This is a genomic window from Microbacterium sp. LWO13-1.2 (genome assembly GCF_038397725.1).
Taxonomy (GTDB): Bacteria; Actinomycetota; Actinomycetes; order Actinomycetales; family Microbacteriaceae; genus Microbacterium.
Map to the genome: position 1 here is coordinate 1,615,289 of NZ_CP151634.1, position 22,721 is coordinate 1,638,009.

Sequence of the window (22,721 nt, forward strand, 5' to 3'; positions counted from 1 at the left end):
GGAGAGAGTCCGACGGCGGTACCCGGAGCAGTATTCAAAGGAGAAGCCCGTGGCGTTCGAGCCCACCAGCGAAGCGGCGAAAAGTCACCGCAGCGATGCGGAATGGACCCGCGATGATCTGCTCGCCTACGCCGACGGACTGCTGGCGGCCGTGCGTCCCTGGGCGTCCGAGACCGGCGCCCGCATCACGCTCCCCGGAGCATCCGGCGGCTACGGCGTCGACGTCGACGGGCTCGAGGGCTTCGTGCGCACCTTCCTGCTGGCCGGCTTCCGCATCGCCGGCGCCCGAGGTGAAGGAGTCGACGATCTCATCGACTTCTACTCGCGCGGCATTGTCGCCGGCGTCGATCCCGAGAACGAGGATCGCTGGGTGCGCCTCGATGAGTATGCGCAGGCCAAGGTCGAAGCCGCCTCCATCGCGCTCATCCTCGACATGACCCGGCCGTGGATCTGGGATCGCCTCGACGCTCTCACCCGGCAACGCATGATCGACTACCTCTCGCCGGTCGTCGGTGACGAGACCTACCCCGGCAACAACTGGCTGTGGTTCCGGGTGGTCGTGCAGACCTTCCTGCGTTCGGTGGGCGGCCCGTGGTCGCAGGCCGACATCGACGACGATCTCGCCCGTCACGACTCCTACCTCCGTGAGAGCGGCTGGATCTCCGACGGAGACGAGCGCGCCTATGATCACTACGTCGGCTGGGCACTGCACCTCTATCCCGTGCTGTGGGCGCGGATGCAGGGCGCAGCCGAACTCGCGAACGGCCGCACGGCCGGTGATATCGCGCGTCTCGACGCCTTCCTGCAGGACGCGATCGCGATGGTCGGCGCCGACGGCTCGCCGCTCATCCAGGGTCGCAGCCTCGTCTACCGCTTCGCGGCGGCCGCGCCGTACTGGGCAGGCGTGATCGCGGAGGTGCCGTCGGTTCCGGCGGCGCAGCTGCGCCGTGCGGCATCCGGCATCGTCCGCCATTTCTCCGCCAACGGCGTGCCGAACGGCGAGGGGCTTCTCGACCTCGGCTGGCACGGAGAATGGCGCCGTCTCGCGCAGAACTACTCGGGCACCGGGTCGCCCTACTGGGCGGCCAAGGGGCTGCTCGGCATCGCCCTGCCCGAAGACCACCCCGTCTGGTCAGCGCCGCCCGTGCCGCTGCCCGCCGAGACCGCAGACACCCTGCGTATCGCCGTCGCTCCGGCGTGGATCATCTCGGCCACCGTCGATGACGGCATCGTGCGCATCATCAACCACGGCGCCGACCACGCGCGCCCCGGCGACCTCGTCGGAGACTCACCCCTGTACGCCCGCCTGGGCTACTCCACCGCTGCGAGCCCGTTGCTGAACGGCGACGCCTGGGCCGAACCGCTCGAGCAGTCAGCCGCCCTGATCCACGCCGACGGCCGGGCGACGCACCGTGCCGGTATGCAGGTGCAGGGCATCCGGCTCGATGGCGGGGCGGCGATCGCCGGATCCCTGGCGAATGCGCACTGGATCGCTCCGGCAGCGAACCAGACCCGACATGGCTCGGGGATCGTCGGCTCCGTCGAGATCGCCGGTGCCGTCTCCACCTGGTCGATCGTGCGGGGAGCCTGGGAGGTGCGCCTGGTGCGCGTCGACGCCGTGGCAGCGGATGCCGCGCCGACCGTGCTGCGCATCGGCGGCTGGGCGATCGCAGCGGATGCCGTCGACGATCTGGTCTCCGCCGACAGCGCCGCAGCCGCGGCCGGCGGCCGTCACAGCACGATCGTCGCCCTCACCCCCGGAGGTGCGCCTGCCGTCGAGACCCGAAAGGATGCGAGCCCGCTCGGTGCTGCGGCATCCGTTCCTGTCATCACCTACCCGGTCGTGATCGGCGGGTGGATCGCCACCGCGGTGCACCTCTCCGATCACGCGCCGGTATCCGCCCCCTCCGTCCGGATCGACGGCGACGCTGTCGCCGTCACCTGGCCCGATTCCACCGCCACCGAACACCGGCTCGCCTGAGCCGGACCCCCGACCCGTCCTGGGCACCCGCAATTGCAAAGGAGCAGTACCCACATGAACCGCAAGATCCTCGCCGCCGGCAGCATCGCCGCAGTCGCGGCCCTCGCCCTCGCCGGCTGTTCCGGTGGCACCGACGCCGCTGAGAGCACCGACCCCGACGCCCCCATCACCCTGACGCTGTCGGGCTGGAGCATCGAGACCACGCCCGAGTTCCAGACCCTCGCCGACGCGTTCACGAAGGAGCACCCGAACGTCACGATCGACCTCAAGGAGTACGACGCCGCCGAGTACAACACGCTCGTCACTGCCGACCTCGCCGCCGGCTCAGGTCCCGACATCATCACGCAGAAGGAGGTCAAGTACGTCACCACCTTCCAGGAGGGCGGTCAACTGCTCGACGTCTCCGATGTGAAGCTCCCCGACGGCATCAGCGGCGCCGACTCCTACAAGGTCGACGGCGCCTCGTACGCGGTGCCCTACCGCCAGGACTCCTGGGTGCTCTTCTACGACAAGGACCTGTTCGACGCCGCGGGCGTCGAACACCCCGACGGCTCGTGGACTTGGGACGACTACGCCGACGCCGCGAAGGCGCTCACCACCGACACTGTCAAGGGCGCCTACCTGCACCGCTGGCAGTCGACCGTGCAGGGCTTCGCGAACGCGCAGACCGGCACCAGCGTCCTCGACGGCGACTACGGCAATCTGAAGGACTACTACGACAACACGCTGGCGCTGCAGGATGCCGGCTACCAGGTCGACTTCAACACCTCGACCGCCAACCAGCTCACCTATCAGGGCGAGTTCGGTACCCAGAAGGCGGCGATGATGCTGATGGGCACCTGGTACACGGCGACCCTGATCGCCCAGCAGGCCTCGGGCGACGCGAACGACTTCGAGTGGGGCATCGCTCCCGCTCCGCAGCTCGACGCGAAGACCGCGGGCACCGACAACACCCCGGTGACCTACGGCGACCCGACCGGCTTCGGCATCAACGCGAACATCGACTCCGCGAAGGCCGACGCGGCCAAGCAGTTCCTCGAGTTCGCTGCGTCCGAGGACGGCGCCCAGGCGCTCGCCGGGATCGGAATCACCCCGGCGCTGACGAACGACGCCGTGGTCGACACCTACTTCTCGGTCGAGGGCGCTCCGTCCGACGAGCTGTCGAAGTTCGCCTGGTCGACCCACGAGGTGCTCCCCGAGAACCCGACGTCCAGCAAGACGGCGACGATCCAGGGCATCCTCGCCGACCTGCACACCGCCGTGATGTCCGGCTCGGCGGCGATCGGCGACGCGATCAAGACGGCCGAAGACCGCGTGAAGAACGAGGTCGGCTGACCCACTCGGGGGCCGGCCGCCGGCCGGCCCCCGACATCGCGCCCCGCGCCGCATCCAGGAGATGAGAGACATGACCACCACCGAGGCCCCGCCCCGCGGCACGGCGCTGCGCCGCCGCAACGCCCTGATCGGCTGGAGCTTCATCCTGCCGAACTTCATCGGATTCGGGTTCCTCACCCTGCTGCCGGTGCTGATCCTCTTCTACATGGCGTTCACGAACTGGAACGTCTTCGGCAAGGCCGACTGGGTGGGACTGGCGAACTTCCAGCGCCTGATCGGCGATGGCAGCTTCCGCATCGCCTTCGGCAACACTCTCTACTACTCGGTGATGCACATCCCGCTGACGATCATCGTCTCGCTGGGGCTGGCGCTGCTGCTGAACAACAAGCTGCGCGGCGTCGCGTTCTTCCGCACCGCCGCTTTCTTCCCGTACATCACCTCGATCGTCGCGATCGCGGTCGTCTGGAACCTGCTCTTCAGCCCGGATTACGGGCCCATCAACGAGATCCTCCGTGCGATCGGCATCTCAGAGCCCCCCGGTTGGCTCACCTCGTCGGAGTGGGCGATGCCCGCCGTGGTCATCGTCAGCACCTGGCGAGACATGGGTTACTACATGATCCTGTTCCTCGCGGGGCTCCAGACGGTGCCGAGAGAACTGCACGAGGCCGCCAGGGTGGACGGCGCGAGCGTCTGGCAGCGCTTCGTGAACGTGACGCTGCCGTGCCTGCGGCCGACGATGTTCTTCGTCACCGTGATGCTCACCATCAACTCCTTCAAGATCTTCGATCTGATCCTCGTGATGACCGACGGCGGCCCCGGCCAATCGACGCTCGTCCTGTCGCAGTTCATCTACAAGAAGGGCTTCGAAGAATCGCAGTTCGGCTATGCATCCGCCGCAGCCGTCGCGTTGTTCTTCCTTTGCATCATCGTCACCATCGGCCAGTTCCTCTGGAACAAGAAGCGGAGCGCATGATGACCGCGACCCAGGTCCTCGTCACCGGGGGCTCGCTGCGCAAGCTCAGCGACCCCACCCCGGCCGGCCGCATACGCACCCGCCGCACGGTCGGCCGCGTCATCGGCTACATCGCCCTGATCATCGCCGCGATCGGTCTGCTCGCCCCGTTCGCCTGGATGGTGATGAGCTCGCTGAAGAACGCCAACGAGGTGTTCTCGGTGCCGGTCGTCTGGGTGCCCGAGATCTTCGTGTGGCAGAACTACGTCGACATCTGGACGAAGTCGGACATGCTCGTCTGGATCCGCAACACCCTGTTCCTGGCAGTGAGCGTCACGTTCCTCCAGGTGCTCACCGGATCGTTCGCCGCCTACGGCTTCGCCCGCATCCGCTTCGCCGGCCGAGACATCCTGTTCCTCGCCTACATCGGCACGATCGCTGTGCCGTGGCAGTCGTACATGATCCCTCAGTTCATCCTGCTGTCGAACCTCAAGGTGTCGAACACTCTGTGGTCGATCATCCTGCTGCAGGCCTTCGGCGCCTTCGGCGTGTTCCTCATGAAGCAGTTCTACGAGACGATCCCCGAGGAGCTCAGCGAGGCCGCACGCCTGGACGGTCTCAGCGAGTACGGCATCTGGCGGCGCATCATGCTGCCGCTGTCGATCCCGGCGATCGCGAGCCTCACGCTGCTCACCTTCGTGAACACATGGAACGACTACCTCGGACCACTCATCTATCTGCGCAACCCCGACCTGTGGACGATCCAGCTCGGACTCAAGAGCTTCGTCTCGAACCTCTTCGACACGAATTACGCCCTGCTGTTCGCCGGCCTGACGATCTCGGTCCTGCCGATCGCGATCATCTTCCTGCTCGGCCAGAAGTACTTCGTCGAGGGCATCGCCACGAGCGGGATGAAGGGCTGACCGATGAAGCGCATCTCACACGACACCTGGGCGACGATCCTCGGCGTCGTCTACCTCGGCCTGATGGTGAACTTCCTCGTGCTCGTCACCGCAGCGCCCCTCATGGTGCTGCTGATCACCACCGACCCGGTGCTCTCCTGGCCGCTGCTGGCTCTCGCGGTGCCCCTGGCTGCGCCGGCGCTCACGGGCGCGTTCGCCGCGTTCCGTGAGTTCGGGCGCGGTGAGCCGCAGGTGGTGCGGTCGTTCTTCCGAGGCTGGAAGGCGACCTGGCGCAAGGGGATGCTGATCGGCGCTGCCGCCGCGGCATCCGTCGTCGTCCTGCTCGTCGACGTGCGCGCGGTGGCGGCGCTGCCGGCGTCCGTCGTCGTGGTCCCGGTTCTGGCCCTGCTCACCGTGGTCGCCGTCGCTACTGCGCTCGTCGCCCTCGCCGCACTCGCCGAGGCACCGCAGGCACGGCTGCGTGACATCCTCAAGGCGGCGCTCTACCTGAGCGTGCGGCGCTGGTACCTGACGGCGCTGTCGTTCGCGGTTCTGGGGGTGCAGCTGGCGCTGTTCACCACGATGCCGGCGATCGCGATCGGCCTGACCTGCGCGCCGGCGCTGTACGTCGCGTGGGCGAACAGTCGTTACACGTTGCGCCCTGTTCTCGACCTCGAAGAGGTGCGGGCGTGAGGGTTCGCACCGCGATGAGCCCCGAGGTGTTCGAGTTGCTGTTCGACTCCGCCCGTCTCGAGCGGCTGCGCGCGCTGACCTCGTCGTCGCCGCGTCTGGCGATCGACGACGGCGATCTTGCAGACACCGAGATCCTGTTGACCTCGTGGGGGGCACCCCGTCTCGACACCGAGCTGCTCGACCGCATGCCGCGGCTGCGCGCCGTGGTGCACGCCGCCGGGAGCGTCCAGGGGCTCGTCTCCGATGAGCTGTGGGAGCGCGGCATCACTGTGACCTCCGCGGCCGATGCCAACGCGGTGCCCGTTGCGGAGTACACGTTCGCCGCGATCATCCTCGCGTTCAAGCGTGCCTTCGTGCACATGCGCTCTCCCGCGGCGGTCCTCGGCTGGGGAGACCTGGTCGGTTCGCCGAAGTACGGCAGCGTCGGCAGGACGGTGGGCATCGTCGGCTTCTCGCGGATCGGGCGCCGGGTGGTGCGGATGCTGCGGCAGCTCGATGATGTGCGCATCCTCGTCGCCGACCCCTTCGTCGCGCCGGATGCCGTCGCGGCGGCGGGGGCGGAACTCGTCCCTCTCGGGTCGATGCTCGGACAGGTGGATGTGCTGTCGCTGCATGCTCCGGCCCTGCCGGAGACGCACCACATGATCGGCGGCACCGAACTCGCCGCCCTGCGCGACGGTGCCACCGTGATCAACACGGCGCGCGGCTGGATCCTCGACCACGAGGCCCTCCTGCGGGAGTGCGCCTCCGGGCGGCTGGACGCCGTCCTCGACGTGACGGAGCCCGACCCCCTGCCGGCCGAATCGCCGTTGCGCGAGCTGCCCAATGTGGCGCTGACCCCGCATATCGCCGGATCGATGGGCACCGAGGCGCGGCGGCTCGCAGACTCGGCCCTCGACGACATCGAGACCCTGCTCCGCGGCGGAATCCTGTCGCAGGTGATCACGCGGCCGGACATGGAGCTCAGCGCGTAGCGGCACATGGACGGACAGGATGAGGGCCCCGCTGGGCTGATCGAGCGCGGAGCGCTGCTGCGCATCTGGCAGTCGTCGCAGCCAGACGCCGCGCCGCATCTGGTGCCGAAGTCCTCCGATCGCGCCGCCTGGGAGTCGATCGACCAGGAGGCGCGAGATCTCATCCTGTCGGCGGCCGACGCCGAGCGAGGCGAAGCCTGGCTCGTACCTCGGCTCTCGCAGTGGTCGGACTTCGCACGGACCGGGGATCGCCGAGGCTACGAAGCGGCCGAATTCGCACACAAGCGGCGCATTCGGCTGGCCGTCCTCGCCGCCGCGATCGACCCGTCACCGGCGCGTGTCATCGAGGCGGCCGACGGTCTGTGGACGCTCTGCGAGCAGTCGACCTGGTGCTGGCCTGCGCACGACGACTCGTTCTCGCGGGGGCTGCTCACCACCGACGTCGACCGACCATTCCTCGATCTGGGGGCGGGGGAGTGCGCGGCTCTCGCCGGATGGGCGGCTCTCATTATCGGCGACGCCCTCGATACCGAGGTGCCGGGACTGATCCCGCGGCTGCGCGCCGAGGTCGAACGCCGCATCCTGTCGCCGTTGATGCAGCGCCGTGACTGGTGGTGGGAGAACCGCGAGATCAACAACTGGCTGGCGTGGATCGTCGGCAACGTCATCCCTGCCGCGGTCGCGTTCAGCGCGGGGGAGCGCCGAGCCCGACTGCTCGAGAGATGCGTCGACGGCATCGACCGGTACCTGTCGCATCTCCCGGCCGACGGCGGCATCGACGAGGGCTTCGCATACTGGTGGCAGGGGGCCGGTCGTGCCTTCGACGGCCTGGTGCTGCTCGACACGTTGTCCGGTGGCTTGATCAGGGCGGAGGCGGTCGACGGTGCGCTGGCCGGACTGCGCGAGCTCGCTCGCTTCCCCGAGAGGATGCTGCTCGGCGAGGATTGGGTCGCCAGCTACTCCGACGCGGAGGCACGGATCGGAGCGGATACGCCCTGGTTCTCGCTGTTTCGCGCGGCCCACCTCTGCGGGCTCGAGGAGACCGCGGCGTTCGCGGCGGGCCGGAGGCGCGAGGGAAGGATCCTCGGGCTGGAGGCCGACACGGTCGGTGGAATCGGTCGCATGGTCGGCGAGTCGTTCGATGCCCGGTGGCGCACGACCCCGCCGGGCGGGGCACCCTATCCCCGCCTCGCCGAGTGGGCTTCGATCGCGGTCGGCATCCGTCGCGAGCGTGAACGTGAATCCACCGGGCTCACCGTCATCGCGAAGGCGGGGCACAACGGCGAGAGCCACAACCACAACGATCTCGGATCCGTGTCCGTCGCGGTCGACGGGGTGCCGCTGCTCGCCGATCTCGGCCGTGGCGTCTACACCGCGACGACCTTCTCCGAGCAGCGGTACTCGCTGTGGCATCTGAGCAGCGAATGGCACAGCCTTCCGCATCCGTCCGGGCTCGAGCAGCTGCCCGGTCCGGAATGGGAAGCACCGATGCGGCCTCTCGACGACGGCTGGTCGATCGACCTGAGCGCGGCATACCCGTGGCCCGAGGGCGCCGAGCGCGAGTGGACGAGGGAGATCCGCCTCCGCGACGGCGAGGTGATCATCCGCGACCAGGGAGCCGCCGTCGGCGCAGCGGGCACCCGCATCGCCGTCGTATGCGCCGGCGTGCCCGAGCGGGTGGGCGACGGCATCCTCGTGCCCGGTCGGCACGCATCCCGTTCCCTTCTGCTGGTCCATGACCCCGCAGAGGTCGTGATCGAGACGCGGACCGTCGACGATCCCTATCTGCATCGGTCGTGGGGCGAGTTCATCTCGCGGATCGTGTTCGCACCGGAGACGGCGGGCGGGCGGTGGGAGCTGCGAGGGAGCGTCGCATGATCGAGGGCGCGTATGCGCCGAGCCTGGAAATCACCGGAAAGCGGCGGTGGCCGCCGCGAGCACCACGACGAGGGACGCTACTCCACAGGCGGTGAGGCCGATGGTGAGGGCCAGCGCGAGACTTCCGTCCGGAAGCCGCGCGCGATCACCCTGTTCGTCGAGAGCGGCAGACATCGTGCGGGAGCGGCGCCGCGAGGCGATCCACAGCGTGGTCGACAGCGCGACCCCTGCCGCGCCACCGAGCGTCCAGAGCGCATCGCCGAAGACCGCCGGCAGCAGCCTCATCGCCACGAGAGACGCAGCGCCAAGGGCGAGACACGTGCGTCGCCAGGAGAGTTCGGAGCGTTCGAGCTGCAGACCGGGATCGAACGGCGGCTTCATCGCAGCAGTGTCGCGAGCACGACGAGGATGCCGGATGCCGTGACGGCGACGCCGAGCAGGATTCCGAGCGGCGATCCGGGCAGCGGTGCATCCTCGCGCAGTGCGCGCTCGGTGCGGCCCCAGCCGAGCCATGCCAGGACGGGTGTGACCGCGCCGGCGATGACGAGGATCAGCGACGCGGCCAAGCGCAGCCGCGGTTCGAGGTCGAGGCCGAGCAGCTCCAACGCGACGCCGCCAGCGAGCAGCGCAAGGGATGTACGGATCCAGGCGAGGAATGTGCGTTCGTTGGCGAGCGTGAATCGTGCATCCGGTTCCCGCCCGTGGTCATAGACGTGCCGCGGGAAGCGGCGCCCGCGGCTCATCGCGCGACCGTCCGGAAGCCGGCGTTGCCCATCGACGAATCCGGAGTGTTCCGGGAACGTGCCGAATTGCGATATCGGTTGCAGTACGAGTCATGGCAGAGATAGCTTCCGCCGCGCAGTACCCGTTCTGTGCCTGTCGAGGGGCCGGTGGGAGAGAACGACGGGGAGTCTCGGTAGTAGCCCGCCGAGAACCAGTCCTGACACCACTCCCAGACGTTGCCGACCGCCTGGTGGAGTCCGTAACCGTTGGGCGCAAATGAGTCGGCCGGCGCGGTGGTGAGGTACCCGTCGTCGAGGGAGTTGTCGTGGGGGAATCGCCCCTGCCAGATGTTGGCCCGCCAGCCGCCGGCATCCGGCGCGTCGTCGCCCCACGGATACGTGGCAGCGTCCAGTCCGCCGCGCGCGGCATACTCCCATTCGGCCTCGGTGGGAAGGCGACGACCGGCCCATTCGCAGTACGCGATGGCATCATTCCAGCTGACGTGCACGGCGGGATGCCTTCCGAAGCCGTCACCGTCGACATCCGAGAGGCGTCCGCCGGGATGCCGCCAATCCGCACCCTTGACCCCTACCCACCACGGCGTGCGAGCAGCCGGGCCCATGATGTCGCTCTCTGCTGCGGTGATCGCGAGGTGGAACACGGCGGAGTATCCGAAGACCTCGGCCTCCGTGCGGTACCCGGTCTCTTCGGCGAAGCGCGAGAAATCATCGTTGGTCACGGTCGTGGCGTCGATCGAGAACCCATCGAGGGTGATCGGATGCCGTGGCTCCTCGCCGTCGCCGTGATTGCCGTCGCCGGAGGAATCGCCCATGAGGAATCGTCCCGGCGGAACCTCCGCCTGCCGCACCGCATGCGCGCCAGGGTCCGCGGTCGCGCTGAACTGGGGAGGGCCGACGTTGATCGACAGCAGCCGGCTGCGAGCTGGTGGCCCGCAGGTGCAGGACGCCCCGCAGTCGTTGGGGGTCTCGAGAGTCATCGCGGGACACCGTACCATTCGGCATCCCGGTCATTCGCGAGCACGATGGACTCCTGCCGGTTCAGATCGCGCTGGGGCGCGGCGGTCGTCGGGTGAGGTCGACCGGCGCGTGGCGCGCGCGCACGGAGGTACCGGCGGCGACGAGCTCGGAGATCTCGAGGATCTGCGCCGCATCGATGTTCGGTTCGCGGGTGAGGCAGGACTCCACGACCGAGGCCAGCAGGCCGGTCAGCATGTCCTCGTTCGCTTCGATCTCGAACGCGGTATCGCCTTCCGCGGTCCGTGCGCGACCTCTCGTCCACGGCGCCCATTCCGCGGGTCCGTCGATCGTCGCTGTCCTGGAGTCCGGCCACACCATGCGCACGCCGCTGCCCGCGGGCTCGACGCGAATGCACCCAGGCCCGAAGATCGCGACGGCCAGGTCCACGAGATGCACGCCGTACCACGCGAGCCCCGGATGCCCTGGCTGCTCGACCAGAGGCCCGGTGAGCTCGATCGATTCGATCTCCTGCGAGAGCACGGTCTGGAACTCCGGCGTGAATCGCTTGGGCGAACCGCTCAGCACGAGACAGCCCGATTCCTCCGCGAGCTGCAGCATCTGCTGGGCATCCTGCAACCCTGCGGCGAAGCGGGTGTCGACGTACACGGGCTTCCCGAAAGGCGCGACACGTGCGAACTGCTCACGACGGGTGCGCACGTCCGAGCTCACCAGCAGAAGTGCGTCGGACGCCTCGGCGACCGCCTCAGCGGAATCGCGCATCTCGACTCCCGTTGCCGCCAGCAAGGCGGCGTTCGCGTCGCTGCGGTCGCGGCTCGGTGGGAAGTCTGCGGAGACCGGGCCCTGCCACGCCGTGGCAACCGTGCCGCCTTCGATCCGACCGGTGCGGCCGTCGCCGAGAAGCCGGGTGAACTGGATGGCGTGCGATGAGTCGACGCCGATCAGGCCGAATCTGATCGGCTCCTGCGTGATCATCCCTTGATCCCGCTTGCGGTGATGCTCTCCACGATGTGACGCTGCAGGAAGATGAAGATCAGGAAGCAGGGGATGAAGCTGATCAGCGCGGCGGCCATGATGTTCGAGGTCGACACGGTCTCGGTGTTGAGGGTCGCCAGCCCGACGGTGAGCGTGCGGGCCTCGTCGGACTGGCCGACGACGAGCGGCCAGAGGAGGTCGTTCCAGTGCCAGAGGAAGACGAAGATCGCGAGAGTCGCCAGCACCGGCTTGAGCAGCGGCAGCACGATCGAGACGAACGTGCGCCATTCGCCGGCGCCGTCGATGCGTGCGGCGTCGAAGAGCTCATCGGGCATGTCGATGATGAACTGACGGATCAGGAAGACGGCCTGGGCGTTCGCGAGCGTCGGCAGGATGAGACCCCAGAGCGTGTTCACGCCTCCGGCGCCGGCGACCAGGATGAAGGTCGGGATGAGTGTTGCCTGCATCGGGACCATGAGCGTCGCGATGATCGACCACAGGAGCGCGCTGCGACCGGGGAATCGCTTCCTGGCGAGCGCATAAGCGGCCATCGATGCGGTGAACAGCACGATCACGACCGACACCACGGAGTACACGACCGAGTTCCAGACCCAGGTCGGGAACTCGCCGACGCGGAAGATGCGGAAGATGTTGTCGAGTGTCAGCGCCTCCGGGATCGCGTAGGGGATCGTCGGCGCGTCCGCCGGAGACAGCGCGAGGACCACGACGGCGATCAGCGGGGCGACCGTGAACAACGAGATCGCGGTGAGCGCGATGACCGTCCACCGCTGGCCTGATCGCCGCCTGCGACGGGGGGCAACGGATGCTGCGCTGTGACCGCCGGAGTTCGGAGCGGTAACACGGGGGGCGAGTGCAGAGGTCATCACCGCTCCTTCCTTTCGAAGAATCCTCGCTGGATGAGCGAGAGGATGAGGACGATGGCGAACAGGACCATGCCGACGGCCGCGGCGTATCCGAAGTCGAAGAACTTGAAGCCCTGGTCGTAGAGGAAGTAGATGAGGCTGTAGCTCGCACGGGCGGGGCCGCCGCCTGTCATCACGTAGATCGTGTCGAAGACCTGGAATCCGACGATGGTCTCGATGACGAGGACGAAGAACACCACGGGTTTCAGCAGCGGCAGCGTGATGTGCCAGAACGTCTTCCACGGCCCCGCGCCGTCGATCGTCGCGGCTTCGTGCACTTCGGCCGGCTGGGCCTTGAGCCCCGCGAGGAAGATCAGCATCGAGTATCCGAACCCCTTCCAGACGGCCACCATCGCGAGGCTGGCAAGCACGAGCCACTGGTCGCCGGTGAGGAACGGCACAGGGTCGAGCCCGACCGAGGCGATCACAGCGTTGAGGGGGCCGTCGACGCCGAAGATCCACTTCCAGATGATGCCGGCCATCACGAACGAACTGAGGTACGGCACGAACAGCAGGGCCCGGAACAAGCCGCTCATCCGCACCAGACGGTTGAGGAGAACCGCGCCGGCGAGAGAGATGATCATGATCAGTGGAACGAAGATGACGACGTAGACGAGAGTCACCCAGAGGCTCTGCCAGAAATGCGGGTCGGCGAAGAGTCGGGTGTAGTTCTCGGCGCCGAGAAACTCGATGTCACCGTTCAGGCGGTATCTGGTCAGGCTCATGGCTCCTGCGCCCGCGATGGGGAGGAACTTGAAGAGCGCGAAGATGACCAGCGTCGGCAGGATGAAGAGCACCCCGGCCCAGGCCTCGCGGCGGCGCGTGGCTCGGCCCGCGATGAGGCGTGCATCCGACGCTCGTCGTGATGTGGTGCTGACGGACATGTCGTTCCTCTCAGAGGATGTGCGGTGCGGGGGACGAACCCCCGCACCGGTCGGGTCAGGAGCGGTCGAGAGCTGCCTGCGCCTCGGCGGCGGCCTTCTCGAGAGCCTCCTCGGCGGAGATGTCGCCGCGCAGAGCGGCCTGGATGTAGGGCGCGAGGACGGCCATGACCTGGCGTGCTGCCGGGTTGGGCTCTCCGGGGTTCGCCACCTCGAGGGCCGCCTCGTACGCGGCCCTGTCGGCTTCGGCGCCGGCGATCTCGACGTCGGTGCGGGTCGGGAAGTTCCCGGCCGTCGCGTTCAACTCGGTCTGGAAGTCAGCCGACGTGAGGAACGAGAGCACCTCGTAGGCAGCCGCCCGGTTCTCCTTCTTGTTGATCGAAGTGAGCGACAGCAGGCCGGGGTTCCCGTAGGTCGCCTGCGCCTCGCCCTTCAGCGGCGGGCCCACCACCACGGCGTCTTCGCCGAGCGCGGCCCGCATCTGGGCGAGCTCGGCCGGCGACGTGGTGGAACGGATGCCGACCTTGCCGGCGGCGACGGGGGAGCCTTCGATGCCGGTGGTCTGGGTGGCTGCATCCGCAGGAATGCCGCCTTCCTTCTTCAAGTCGACCAGGAACTCGAGCGCCTCGACGCCCTCCTTCGAGTCGAACGCGATCTCGGTGCCGTCCTCGGAGAAGACGGTGCCGCCTGCCTGCCACAGCAGCGGATAGAAGGTGAGGTTGAGGGTCTGCTCGGGCGAGCCCACGTAGTCGAGCACGGCGGCGCCGTTCTCGGCGAGCACGGGCGCAGCATCGCGGATGTCGTCCCAGGTCTTCGGCAGATCGAGACCGGCATCCTCGAACAGGGCCTTGTTGTAGGCCGTGGTGAAGACGTTCTGGAACAGCGGAACACCGTACAGCTCGTCCTCGAACGTCGCGGCATCCAGCGTCGCCGGGTAGAAGACGTCGCGCTCGGCAGCGATCGCGTCGTCGACCGGGAGCAGGCCGCCGACATTGAGGTACGTCGCCGCCTGGTCCGGCGTGATCAGAACGATGTCGGGGCCGGAGTTGGCGGCGAGAGCAGCCGAGATCTGCTCGTCCCGCTTGTCGAACGTCTGCAGCTCGATGGTGAGATCGATCGAGGGATTGGCCTTCTCGAAGGACGCTTCGGTGTCCTCCCAGAAGCTCTTGCTGGCCGCTTCGTCGCGGATGACCGGGTACATCCACAGCGTCACTTCGCCCTTCGCCTCGCCATCGACGGGCTTCTCCGTCTCCGCAGAGGGAGAGGAACAGGCGGTGAGTGCCAGAAGGGCGACGCCGGTGAGGGCGGTGGCTCGTACGATGCGGTGCGTCATTGCAGTGATCTTTCTCTCAGGGGTGTGTTGCAGGTCAGGCGGGGGCGTCGATCGGTTCGGCTCGGTGCATCCGTGCGATGCGGTCCAGACTCGTCAGAGCGAGACGGTGCCGCGGCGATGCCGGGCTCGACAGCAGCGGATCTTCGGTTTCGCGCATCCATTCCTGCAGCGCGGTGGCGAGTTCGGCGATCTGCGGTGCCCGTGCCGGCTCGTCGATGAGATTGACGAGCTCCTCAGGATCGGCGCCGAGGTCGTAGAACTCCATCAGTGGGCTGGTCCCGATGGTGGGCCCGGTCAGGTCCACCGGGATGCTGCGGTGCATCCAGGACTGGGTCGGGTCCATCGCGCGCGGAGCGTTGGACAGGTTGAGGATGAGCTTCGCATCGGCCGACCGAACGGAGCGCTTCGGGTCGAAATAGGTGTGGTACGTCAGCTGCCCGAACGTGAAGGCGCGTGGTGCCGCGTCGTGCTCGACGAGTGCGACCAGGCTGGTCCCGGCGGCGCCCGCGGGATCGGCGGATGCCGCGAGCTCGAGAAGCGTGGGCACGACGTCGACGTGGCTGACCAGGCTGCGGATGCGTCGGCCGTGCCAGGCCGCCGCACCTGGCACCCGCATGAACAGCGCGACGCCGACGCCGGCGTCATACAGCGTGCACTTCGCGCGAGGCAGCGCGAGACCGTGGTCGGTGGTGAATACGACGAGGGTGTCTTCGGCGAGGCCGAGCTGATCGAGTTCGGCGAGGATGGCGCCGACGCCCTCGTCCATGTGCCGGACCGCGCCCTGCAGCTCGGCCATCTCCTCGTGCGCCTCGGCGGTGTCGGAGAGGTAGGCCGGAACCGAGACGCCGCGCGATTCGTCGGCCTCGAAGCCGTCGCCGAGGAAGCCCATGATGCCGTCGCGGTCGCGACGGGAGGGGGTGCGGTGAGGCTCGTGGAATCCGACCTGGAGGTAGAAGGGCTGATCGGACGACGCCGCTCGCCGGAGCGCATCGGTGGTGCGCTCGACCACCACGTCGCGATCGCCGCCGGTGCGCACGAGGCCGAATCCGAGTCGGGAGGCGAGCTCATCGTCGGGGAGCGTGCGGGATTCATGATGGACGCCGATGAGCTCGGTGGCGTACCCGAGCCGGCTCAACCGGTGCGCGATGTGCGTGGTCGGGTCGATCAGATCCCAGCCGAAGGGTTCGTGGGTGAGCCCGAGCACGCCGTGCTGCTGCGGGTACGACCCGGTGAACAACGAGGCGCGCGCAGGGCTGCAATGCGGCGATGTGGCGAAGGCCGACTCGAACACCGTCGATTCGGCGGCCAATCGGTCCAGGTGCGGAGTGCTGACCGTCGTGACCCCGTATGCGCCGAGGAAGCGACCGAGGTCGTGGCAGTGCAGGAGCAGGATGCTGCGCGCCATCTCAGCCCATCCTCTCGAGTGCTTCGCGAGTGATGCGGTGCTGGAGCTGCGCACCGGCGAGGAACCGGTCGATCTCATCGATCACGATCCGTCCGGCTCGGGCGCGTGATTCTGCGGTAGCACCGGATACGTGGGCGGTGAGCAGGGCGTTCGGAAGCTCGCGCCAGCGATCGTCCAGCGGCAGCGGCTCGGTGTCGAACACGTCCAGCGCGGCGTCCAGCCGGCCGGAGGCGACCTCGCCGTACAGGGCGTCCATGTCGATGATCGAGCTCCGCGCTGTGTTGACGAGGGCGGCGCCGTCGCGCATCGACGCGAGTTGCTCACGGCCCAGCATCCCGGAGGTCTCCGCCGTCGCCGGAGCGTGGACGGCGACGATGTCACTCGTGGCGAGCAGGTCGGCGAGATCCGTCGCGAACGCTGTGAGCGGGTCGCCCGCCGGGAGATACGGGTCGTACACCCGCACCTGCGCGCCCAGAGCGCGGCACATCCGGATGAACTCGCGTCCGGTGCGGGACGCGCCGATGACGCCGATGCGCGACCCGGAGATCTCCCGTGCACGATCGATCGCTCGCGCCTGGTCCCAGGGGCGACCTGTGCGCAGCGCGTGATCCATGCGGTGCGTGCGGCGCAGCAATGCGAGCGTCAGCGTGAGCGACATCTCGGCGACGGCAGGCGACATGGCCGCCCCCGCCTGGCTGATCGGGATCCCGGCGTCCCAGAACGCATCGCTGACGAGGCCGCGCACGGAGGAGGCGGCGTTGACGACAAGGCGCAGACGCGGCATCCGCGACAGCAGGTCGGCGTCCAGCCGCGGGAATCCCCATGCGACGACGGCGATCTCGGTCTGCGCGAGCGCCGCGGATGAGGTGATCGCCGCGGGCTCGCCGGTATCGAACGCGGATGCTCGTGCCGCGAGGGCGTTCAGCGCCGCGGTCGGGAAGAACGCGGTGCGCTCGGCCGTGGCGATGCTCACCAGGATGCGCGCGGTGGGATGCGGCTCGGAGTCCGCTACTCGGACGGCGTCGTTCGACATGCCGAGAATTCAATCAGCCGATATTCGTTTTGTCAATGACAAAAATAATAGAATCAAGGGACGACCTGACGACGAAGGAGTGGCGATGGCCGACGAGGCAACAGCGGAGCGTGCGGCGGGGCGCGTCGGCAGCAAGGCGCTCATTCGGGAGATCAACGAGGCGCTCGTCCTCGATGTCGTGCGTCGCAGGGGCACGACGTCCCGCGCCGAGATCACGAGCTCCACAGGTCTCAGCCCGGCCACGGTCACGGGGATCACCGGGCAGCTCGTCGGGGAAGGGTTGCTCCTCGAAAGCGATGTGCTGCGTGGCACGGGAGGCCGCCCCGCGCGGTTGCTCCAGCTCGGCAGGGATGCGGTCGTCGTCGCCGGCGTGCAGCTCTCACCAGACGCCGTCGAGATCGCGCTCGTGGATCTGCGCGGAGACGTCGTCTCGACCCTGCAGGTCCCGCTCTCCTCGACGACTCCCGACACTGCCGCCGACATCGTTGCTGCGGCCGTCTCATCCGTGATCGCGAGCCATCCTGGTTCCGAGCTCCGGGGCGTCAGCGTCGCGCTCTCCGGTGTCGTCGACCGTCCTCGCGGCATCGTCCGCCACAGCGGGGCGCTGGGCTGGGAGGATGTGCCGTTCGCCGCGATGCTCGCCGGCCGCCTCGGTCGGCGGGTAGCGATCGACAGCCTCGTCAACAGCTTCACCACGGGACTCCTCCTCCTCGACACCGATCTTGCAGAGCGCGACGTCATCGTGTTCAGCGTCGGTGCGAGTCTCGGCGCGTCGATGCTGACGCACGGGCGGATCCACCGCGGATTCCGGGGCGGGGCGGGGGGCTTCGCGCATTCCGCAATCGGTCGTCGAGACGGTGGGGCGCTCTGCCACTGCGGGGCTCACGGATGCCTCGAGACGCAGAGCAGCGTGTGGGGCTTGCGGCAGGCTCTCGAGACCCGCGGGATCGATCCGTCTGATCTCGTCGCCCCGGCCGCCTCCGCTGTGCTCGGCGATGGCGGGGCGAAGCTCGGGCTCGCGATCGCGAATGCGTCGAAGATGTTCGGCCCTGAGCGGGTGGTGCTCGTGCTTGCGGCCGAGATCGGCCAGACCGTGTTCGAGGAGGCGTGTCGGGAAGCCTTCACGGCGGAGTACGCGTTCGGTGACGCCGTGCCGCCGTTCCTGGTCACCGTTCCGGCGGATGGCGACATCTTCGCGCGCGGGGCCGGGTACGACATGATCACGGAGCTGTTCAGCGCGGAGCCCGTCGGGGGGCTCTGACGGAGCTCCGGGAGATCGAATCGAGCCGAATCGACCTCGGGCTCGCGCGTCTAGGTCGAGTCGCGCACGTTCAAGGCCGGTGCGAGCTTGGTGCGCTGCGAGGGCGTCTCGTCTCGTTCCTCGAGCCTCATGAAGCAGGTCTCCAGAGCCCGGCGACCGACGGCGAGCTTGGGAGGTGCGACGGCCGTGAGCGGCACGCTGGCGAGCGACGCGATCTCGTCGTCGTATGCGACGATCGCGAAGTCCTCGGGGACGCGCAGCCCGCGCTCCTCCGCGACGCCCAGAAGACCGAGGGCGAGGTCGTCGGGAAGGACGAGTGCCGCCCGTGCCCCGGCGGCCAGACAGCCGTCCAGGAACTGCCGCAGCACGTCAGCGGTCGACCCGTCGCCCCATCGCGGGGACGGGGCGGTGGCGACCGGCGCGCTCGGGTCGAGTCCCCACCGTTCGATCGCCCTGGCATGACCCCGCACGATCCAGGGTGCCGTCGCGCTCTCGCGGCAGAGCAGGCCGACGCTGCGGTGACCGCGCTCAGCCAGGTGATCGACCGCGATCTCGGCGCCGTAGCTGTGATCGCTGCGGACCGCGTCGATGCGCAGCGAGGTCGGAGCGCCGCCGGCTGAGCGCTCGACCAGAACCACGGGCGTGCCGATCTTCGCGATCGTGTCCCACGTGGCCTGGTCGTCGATCTGCGGCCGTGCCGTGACGAGCATGATCGCGTCGACGCCGCTTTCGCTGAGCCGGATGAGCTGGCGCGCCTCCTCGCGGGCGTCGTAGCTCGTCGTTCCCAGCACGAGCCGGACACCGGCCGCCCTGGCCGCATCGCTCGCGCCGCGGATGACGGGCGGGAAGTAATACGTGGCATCCGGCACGATCAGCCCGATCGTCGCGATCGGCCTGCCTGACGAGCCGATGCCGCGCGCGCCGATCGCCGGCGCATCCGCCGCGTCGGGCAGCACAGCGCCGCCGTGCACCCGCCGGAGCAGCCCGCGCTCGGCGAGTACAGCCAGATCGCGGCGGATCGTCATGCCGGAGAGGCCGAGGCGTGCGGCGAACTCTGGCACCTCGACCCGGCCCCGCAGCACGAGTTCGCGAAGAATCCGCTCGCGTCTCTCCTCGGCTATCACGGCATCAGGCTAGCGAGTCGCCGGGTGGGCGTGTTCATGGGCATGCATCCTGCGTGAGTCCGGGCGGCACGTCTCTCGCGAGAGACGTGCCGCCCGGGTGAAGGGTTCAGCGGCAGCTGCGCGCTGCGTAGGGGACCTCGAGTGTGGTGGTGTCGCCGCCGGCCGTCGCCGTCACCTCGACGGTTCCGGCAGGGAACCGCAGCGGGGCCTTGAAAGACACCGTCATCGATTTCCCGGATGCGAGGCGCTGATCGGCTTTGGTGCCCAATGGTGTCGTCACGGTGACCGTGATCGCCCGGTTCTCCGAACTGCTCACTGTCACGGCGAGCTCTGCCTTGCCGCCGTTGCAGCGGGTGCTCACTGAGGCCGCCGCGTTCACGTCGGCCTGATGCAGTCCGGCACCGAACAGGTTCAGCCCTTCGCCCACCATCGCGCTGCCCGCGGGCAGCGTCACACTGGCGACCGGCTTCCCGGACAGCGGAATCCGCTGCGCGAAGACGGATGCCGCGCCCTGGATCTCGGCGACGGTGCCGCCGAGATACGGGCGGTCGCGCTTCAGATACGACGAGGCGCTGCCGATGAGGGTCGTGTCGGGGTCGCTGCCGGCGTCCGCCGTCGACCACAGCGGCAGTTCGATCACGACCTTCTGGCTGCTGCCGTCCTGATAGTGCACCGTCGCCGTTCCGGCGGTCGCCTGCCCCGTCGAGAAGCCGACCACGACGAGAGCATCGCCGGATCCTTCGAGCGCCAACTGCTGCCCGGCCGCCTTCACGGTGTCCGGCGTGCCGATCGCATTCGGATGCCAGTCGATCTCGGTGTCGAACGCCCTGACCTGCTCGCCGACCCGCAGTCCGGCGTCCGCCAGCGCCGACGCGGAGAACACCCGGTAGTCGGTCGTGATCGCGCCGTTGCGCGGATTCGCCGCGCTCGCCACCGACGTCTGGTTGACCAGGGCGGTGAAGGGGAGTGGGGCGACGGCGACCCCGGTTCCCTGATCGGCGCCGATGTTCGGAGCATCCGCGGGGATCGGGTTCCCGAAGAAGTCCTGCGCACCGGCGTCGGCGATCGCCGTGCCCGCACCGATCAGGGGCGAGCCCACCGCGAGGCGATAGCCGGGCAGCTCACGCGTCTGCTGGCCGCTGCCCGCCGCGATCAGGCCGGGATCGGCGGTGACCGCGCCGGTCTCGATCGCCGGGGGCTGGATGCCACCCGAGTACGCGTTGTTCGAGTACACGGCGTTCGCGGTCTTCAACGTTCCGCCCGGCGCGATGAAAATATTGTTCTTCATCTCACGCGGCGCGGTCATGTCGTCTTCGAACGGTCGGTTCATGCACGAGAAGGTGTTGTTGTAGATGAGGTGCATACCGGGACCTCCGCTGGCGCCGCCGAGGCGGCAGTCGTCCTGCGAGACGTTGTAGCGGAGCACGGCGTTCGCCGTCGTGGAGGCCGTCCCGCAGCCGGAGATGCAGTCCAGGTAGAAGCCGCCGGCGTTGCCGTATGAGTAGTTGTACTGGAACGTGCACGTGCCCTTGATCTTCATGTCGCAGTCCCACGCGGTGGAGTCGTAGATCGAGCGCACGCTGTTGCCGACCACGTTGTACTGGAACAGCGGGTCGACCGAGTTGTACGGCCACATGCCGGCGAAGTTGCCGTTGATGAACGGGTACTCGCCGTGTCCGAGGTCGATCGCCGAGTTGTACTCGATGACCGGCTTGTCGGAGTTGTGGATCACGATGCCGTCTCCGCCGACGTCGTGGATGTCGTTGCGGGCGACGTAGACGTCGGTGTTGTAGAGCTTCGTCGTGTCCGGCGCGGAGAGCTTGATTCCGCCGGCCGCGGTGTCGTTCACCTCGTTGTCGGTGATCGTGATGCCCGCGAATGCTCCGACGCCGTCACCGAGCACCGAGATTCCGGCCGAACGGGAGAACGCATTGCCGAGTGTGGTCTTGTCTGACCAGCCGGCGACCTTCTCGACGTGGTTGTTCGTGAGCACGACTCCTCGTCGCACGGTGCCGTCATTGATCTCGTAAAGAATGCCGACGCGGCGCTGATCGGGGGTGCCCGGATTGATCACCCGCATCCCGTCGACGGTCCAGTTGCTCACGTTCAGCAGGTGGATGCCGGCGAGGGCGCCGTTCCCGTTGATCGTGGCCTTCTGTTCACCCTCGCCGTAACCGGAGACCACGATCGGCGCGTCGTCGAAGCCGGACCCGTTCGGGGCGAAGGTGCCGAGGCATTCGGTGCCGCGCCGGAACAGCACGCGCTCGCCGGGGTAGAACGCGCCGACGCCGGCCAGTTCCTCCAGCGACGAGAACGGCGCCTGCTCGGTGCCGTCGCCCGGTTCCTCGCGCGAGCAGTCGACGAAGTAGGCCTGGTCGGAGACGCGCACGACGCGTGCCGCGATGGTCCCCTCGGCGATCGTGTCGAACAGAGACGGAGCGGACGCGGTGATCGTGTGGTCGCCCTTCTGGGCGTCTGCCGGCACGACGAATGTCACGAGGGCGACGCCCTGATCGTCGGCGTTGGTGACGGTCGGCTCGCCGTCGAACGCAACGGTCACCGGGGTCTGCGGGTTCGCGCCTTCGACCCGCAGGGTGACGGGCATCCCCGGCGAGAGCAGCGAGAGATCCGCGTCCTGCGGAGTGAGCGTGAGGGGCTGCGCGAGGAAGGCGTCGGTGCAGTTGAACCTCAGGTCGGCCCAGTCCGCGTGATCGTTGCCGTTCCCCTCAGGGCCCGCTTCGGCGCGGAGCTCGATCAGGTCGGCACCCCGGAGATCGAGGTTCAACCGGCCAGCAGGATCGGAGCCGGTGCGCTGCAGACGGAACTGCTCCACACCGTCGACGGCGACCACGAAGTCGACGCGTCCCTTGCCCGCCTGGCTGTCGTCGATCCCGACGTAGCCGAGCAGTTGCGTGCACTCCTGGTTCACCTCGTAGACGATCTTCGAGGGAGCGTGCGTGCCGAGTCCCTTGTCGTAGACGGTGCCGCGGATGGAGATTTTCTGGCGCGTGGTGTCGGGGACGGCTCTGGCGCCGTTGTTGAAGTCCCTCTCGACCGGTCCCCAGCCGTTGTCCGCCGTGATCCAGTCGAGATCGCTGGCGTAGTGGACTCCGCCGGGCAGGCCCTCGACGGCCGCGGCCGAGAGGGGTGCTGCGGTCAGGCAGATCGCGCTCGCCGCGATTGCCGCCAGCATCCGTGTTCGTGTCTTGTGCACGTGACTCCTCCTCGAATCAGCATGATGAGCCGTCGTCGGGAGACGGCTGCTGTCATCGTGACAGCCGCGGCTGCACAGACGTGAACAGATGAACAGAGTTGAACATGCCGATGTCGTCTTCTTCGCAGAGCGCAAACGG

Annotated in this window: 19 protein-coding genes; 8 read left to right on the forward strand and 11 right to left on the reverse strand. The window is 68.2% G+C overall.

What is annotated here, in order from left to right:
• Positions 1-49: 49 nt before the first annotated feature.
• The 7 genes from MRBLWO13_RS07585 (at position 50) to MRBLWO13_RS07615 (ending at position 8,715) form a co-directional block, all read left to right on the forward strand.
• Entirely contained in the window at positions 50-1,981 is a 1,932-nt protein-coding gene (locus MRBLWO13_RS07585; RefSeq protein ID WP_341977575.1) for a DUF2264 domain-containing protein, read from the forward strand.
• A 54-nt stretch (positions 1,982-2,035) separates the two neighbouring features.
• Positions 2,036-3,316 (forward strand): extracellular solute-binding protein, encoded by a 1,281-nt coding sequence (locus tag MRBLWO13_RS07590; protein ID WP_341977577.1) that lies wholly within the window; start codon positions 2,036-2,038, stop codon positions 3,314-3,316.
• 70 nt (positions 3,317-3,386) lie between these two features.
• Positions 3,387-4,289, forward strand: a complete 903-nt coding sequence (locus MRBLWO13_RS07595) for a sugar ABC transporter permease (RefSeq protein ID WP_341977579.1) — start codon at positions 3,387-3,389, stop codon at positions 4,287-4,289.
• The gene (locus tag MRBLWO13_RS07600; protein WP_341977581.1) at positions 4,286-5,191 is read left to right on the forward strand and encodes a carbohydrate ABC transporter permease; all 906 of its coding nucleotides are present in this window, start codon (positions 4,286-4,288) and stop codon (positions 5,189-5,191) included. Before MRBLWO13_RS07595 ends, MRBLWO13_RS07600 begins: the two co-directional genes overlap by 4 nt.
• A 3-nt stretch (positions 5,192-5,194) precedes the next feature.
• Positions 5,195-5,863 carry a DUF624 domain-containing protein gene (locus MRBLWO13_RS07605; RefSeq protein ID WP_341977583.1) on the forward strand — a complete coding sequence of 223 codons (669 nt, stop codon included), beginning with the start codon at positions 5,195-5,197 and terminating at the stop codon, positions 5,861-5,863.
• Positions 5,860-6,837 carry a hydroxyacid dehydrogenase gene (locus tag MRBLWO13_RS07610; protein ID WP_341977584.1) on the forward strand — a complete coding sequence of 326 codons (978 nt, stop codon included), beginning with the start codon at positions 5,860-5,862 and terminating at the stop codon, positions 6,835-6,837. Before MRBLWO13_RS07605 ends, MRBLWO13_RS07610 begins: the two co-directional genes overlap by 4 nt.
• A gap of 6 nt (positions 6,838-6,843) precedes the next feature.
• On the forward strand, positions 6,844-8,715 hold the full coding sequence (locus MRBLWO13_RS07615; protein WP_341977586.1) for a heparinase II/III family protein: 1,872 nt from the start codon (positions 6,844-6,846) through the stop codon (positions 8,713-8,715).
• Positions 8,716-8,745: 30 nt separating this feature from the next.
• Here the strand turns inward: MRBLWO13_RS07615 and MRBLWO13_RS07620 are convergent, their stop codons facing one another.
• The 9 genes from MRBLWO13_RS07620 to MRBLWO13_RS07660 all read right to left on the reverse strand — a co-directional run bounded on the left by MRBLWO13_RS07620 (position 8,746) and on the right by MRBLWO13_RS07660 (position 16,983).
• The gene (locus MRBLWO13_RS07620; protein WP_341977588.1) at positions 8,746-9,096 is read right to left on the reverse strand and encodes a DUF202 domain-containing protein; all 351 of its coding nucleotides are present in this window, start codon (positions 9,094-9,096) and stop codon (positions 8,746-8,748) included.
• On the reverse strand, positions 9,093-9,458 hold the full coding sequence (locus MRBLWO13_RS07625; RefSeq protein ID WP_341977590.1) for a DUF202 domain-containing protein: 366 nt from the start codon (positions 9,456-9,458) through the stop codon (positions 9,093-9,095). Before MRBLWO13_RS07625 ends, MRBLWO13_RS07620 begins: the two co-directional genes overlap by 4 nt.
• On the reverse strand, positions 9,455-10,435 hold the full coding sequence (locus MRBLWO13_RS07630) for a formylglycine-generating enzyme family protein (RefSeq protein WP_341977592.1): 981 nt from the start codon (positions 10,433-10,435) through the stop codon (positions 9,455-9,457). Before MRBLWO13_RS07630 ends, MRBLWO13_RS07625 begins: the two co-directional genes overlap by 4 nt.
• Positions 10,436-10,496: 61 nt before the next feature.
• Complete coding sequence (locus MRBLWO13_RS07635) at positions 10,497-11,408, reverse strand: gfo/Idh/MocA family oxidoreductase (RefSeq protein WP_341977595.1); 912 nt, start codon at positions 11,406-11,408, stop codon at positions 10,497-10,499.
• Positions 11,405-12,292 (reverse strand): carbohydrate ABC transporter permease, encoded by an 888-nt coding sequence (locus MRBLWO13_RS07640; protein ID WP_341977596.1) that lies wholly within the window; start codon positions 12,290-12,292, stop codon positions 11,405-11,407. The genes MRBLWO13_RS07635 and MRBLWO13_RS07640 overlap by 4 nt, the downstream gene beginning before the upstream one ends.
• Complete coding sequence (locus tag MRBLWO13_RS07645; protein WP_341977598.1) at positions 12,292-13,215, reverse strand: sugar ABC transporter permease; 924 nt, start codon at positions 13,213-13,215, stop codon at positions 12,292-12,294. Before MRBLWO13_RS07645 ends, MRBLWO13_RS07640 begins: the two co-directional genes overlap by 1 nt.
• A 55-nt stretch (positions 13,216-13,270) precedes the next feature.
• Positions 13,271-14,545 carry an extracellular solute-binding protein gene (locus MRBLWO13_RS07650; protein ID WP_341977600.1) on the reverse strand — a complete coding sequence of 425 codons (1,275 nt, stop codon included), beginning with the start codon at positions 14,543-14,545 and terminating at the stop codon, positions 13,271-13,273.
• Between the two features lie 34 nt (positions 14,546-14,579).
• Positions 14,580-15,950: a sulfatase gene (locus MRBLWO13_RS07655; protein WP_341977602.1), complete on the reverse strand. Its 1,371-nt coding sequence runs from the start codon at positions 15,948-15,950 to the stop codon at positions 14,580-14,582.
• A 1-nt stretch (position 15,951) separates the two neighbouring features.
• Positions 15,952-16,983 carry a hydroxyacid dehydrogenase gene (locus tag MRBLWO13_RS07660; RefSeq protein ID WP_341977604.1) on the reverse strand — a complete coding sequence of 344 codons (1,032 nt, stop codon included), beginning with the start codon at positions 16,981-16,983 and terminating at the stop codon, positions 15,952-15,954.
• 85 nt (positions 16,984-17,068) lie between these two features.
• Between MRBLWO13_RS07660 and MRBLWO13_RS07665 the strand changes: the two genes are divergently transcribed.
• Complete coding sequence (locus MRBLWO13_RS07665) at positions 17,069-18,244, forward strand: ROK family transcriptional regulator (protein ID WP_341977606.1); 1,176 nt, start codon at positions 17,069-17,071, stop codon at positions 18,242-18,244.
• Positions 18,245-18,294: 50 nt separating this feature from the next.
• Here the strand turns inward: MRBLWO13_RS07665 and MRBLWO13_RS07670 are convergent, their stop codons facing one another.
• Positions 18,295-19,368 carry a substrate-binding domain-containing protein gene (locus MRBLWO13_RS07670; RefSeq protein ID WP_341977608.1) on the reverse strand — a complete coding sequence of 358 codons (1,074 nt, stop codon included), beginning with the start codon at positions 19,366-19,368 and terminating at the stop codon, positions 18,295-18,297.
• Positions 19,369-19,474: 106 nt separating this feature from the next.
• Entirely contained in the window at positions 19,475-22,582 is a 3,108-nt protein-coding gene (locus MRBLWO13_RS07675; RefSeq protein WP_341977610.1) for an NPCBM/NEW2 domain-containing protein, read from the reverse strand.
• Positions 22,583-22,721 lie beyond the last annotated feature (139 nt).

Excerpts from the sequence above, each read along its gene's own strand:
- MRBLWO13_RS07590 (WP_341977577.1), top strand. The coding sequence starts at position 2,036 with ATGAACCGCAAGATCCTCGCCGCCGGCAGCATCGCCGCAGTCGCGGCC.
- MRBLWO13_RS07595 (WP_341977579.1), top strand. The coding sequence starts at position 3,387 with ATGACCACCACCGAGGCCCCGCCCCGCGGCACGGCGCTGCGCCGCCGC.
- MRBLWO13_RS07600 (WP_341977581.1), top strand. The coding sequence starts at position 4,286 with ATGATGACCGCGACCCAGGTCCTCGTCACCGGGGGCTCGCTGCGCAAG.
- MRBLWO13_RS07605 (WP_341977583.1), top strand. The coding sequence starts at position 5,195 with ATGAAGCGCATCTCACACGACACCTGGGCGACGATCCTCGGCGTCGTC.
- MRBLWO13_RS07615 (WP_341977586.1), top strand. The coding sequence starts at position 6,844 with ATGGACGGACAGGATGAGGGCCCCGCTGGGCTGATCGAGCGCGGAGCG.
- MRBLWO13_RS07620 (WP_341977588.1), bottom strand. The coding sequence starts at position 9,096 with ATGAAGCCGCCGTTCGATCCCGGTCTGCAGCTCGAACGCTCCGAACTC.
- MRBLWO13_RS07625 (WP_341977590.1), bottom strand. The coding sequence starts at position 9,458 with ATGAGCCGCGGGCGCCGCTTCCCGCGGCACGTCTATGACCACGGGCGG.
- MRBLWO13_RS07630 (WP_341977592.1), bottom strand. The coding sequence starts at position 10,435 with ATGACTCTCGAGACCCCCAACGACTGCGGGGCGTCCTGCACCTGCGGG.
- MRBLWO13_RS07635 (WP_341977595.1), bottom strand. The coding sequence starts at position 11,408 with ATGATCACGCAGGAGCCGATCAGATTCGGCCTGATCGGCGTCGACTCA.
- MRBLWO13_RS07640 (WP_341977596.1), bottom strand. The coding sequence starts at position 12,292 with ATGACCTCTGCACTCGCCCCCCGTGTTACCGCTCCGAACTCCGGCGGT.
- MRBLWO13_RS07645 (WP_341977598.1), bottom strand. The coding sequence starts at position 13,215 with ATGTCCGTCAGCACCACATCACGACGAGCGTCGGATGCACGCCTCATC.
- MRBLWO13_RS07650 (WP_341977600.1), bottom strand. The coding sequence starts at position 14,545 with ATGACGCACCGCATCGTACGAGCCACCGCCCTCACCGGCGTCGCCCTT.
- MRBLWO13_RS07655 (WP_341977602.1), bottom strand. The coding sequence starts at position 15,950 with ATGGCGCGCAGCATCCTGCTCCTGCACTGCCACGACCTCGGTCGCTTC.
- MRBLWO13_RS07660 (WP_341977604.1), bottom strand. The coding sequence starts at position 16,983 with ATGTCGAACGACGCCGTCCGAGTAGCGGACTCCGAGCCGCATCCCACC.
- MRBLWO13_RS07665 (WP_341977606.1), top strand. The coding sequence starts at position 17,069 with ATGGCCGACGAGGCAACAGCGGAGCGTGCGGCGGGGCGCGTCGGCAGC.